This is a genomic window from Cupriavidus basilensis OR16 (genome assembly GCF_000243095.1).
Taxonomy (GTDB): Bacteria; Pseudomonadota; Gammaproteobacteria; order Burkholderiales; family Burkholderiaceae; genus Cupriavidus; species Cupriavidus basilensis_D.
This window is the reverse complement of record NZ_AHJE01000332.1, coordinates 1-660: the sequence shown is the minus strand read 5'-3', so window position 1 is coordinate 660 and position 660 is coordinate 1. Positions and strand designations below refer to the sequence as shown.

Sequence of the window (660 nt, the reverse complement as noted above, 5' to 3'; positions counted from 1 at the left end):
CGAGGTCGCCAACGATCTCGGCGGCGGCTCCCCGCGCTGGACGATGCCGATACCATCAGCCGCCTGCGCCGCGCCTTCCATACGCTGAAGGGATCCAGCCGGATGGTGGGCCTGCATCGCTATGGCGAGGCGGCCTGGGCGATCGAGCAGGTGATGAACCTGTGGATTGCCGAGGCGCGCGCCCCGGCCCCGGTCCTGCTGGACTTGCTGCAGCGTGCCCACGATGAGCTGTCCGGTTGGGTGAACGCACTGCGCGGCGATGCCCATGCCGTGCACGATGCCACAGGCCTGCTGGCCGCGGCGCAGTGTGTGCGCGCGGGTGAGCAGCCCGAGCCGGCGGAACGCATCGCAGGAACAGTGAGCGCGCCCGTGCAGGCAGCCGGGCTTGAGCTGGTGGTGACGCAGCCCGAGGACGAGCAGGTGGCGCAAGCCCAAGCGGGAATGGAGCTGGAACCGGTACCAGTATCAGTATCAGTATCAGTATCAGTATCAGGGCTCCAGCCAACGGCGCAGGATGCGGAGCACGCGGCCGAGGCCGAGGAAGACAACACCGTGGCCGGGGAGGCCAAGGTCATTCCGTTCCGCTTTGCCAGCACGCCAGCCGAGGAAACGACCACTTCAAGGTGATCGGCCCGGTGCGCATCAGCCTGCCGCTTTACA

The 660-nt window shown here is 67.6% G+C and carries 1 protein-coding gene; it reads left to right on the top strand.

The window, feature by feature from the left end; all coding sequences use genetic code 11:
- Positions 1–627: Hpt domain-containing protein (locus OR16_RS47985; RefSeq protein WP_006165021.1), on the top strand; the 627-nt coding region annotated here is incomplete at its 5' end.
- Between the last annotated feature and the right edge of the window lie 33 nt (positions 628–660).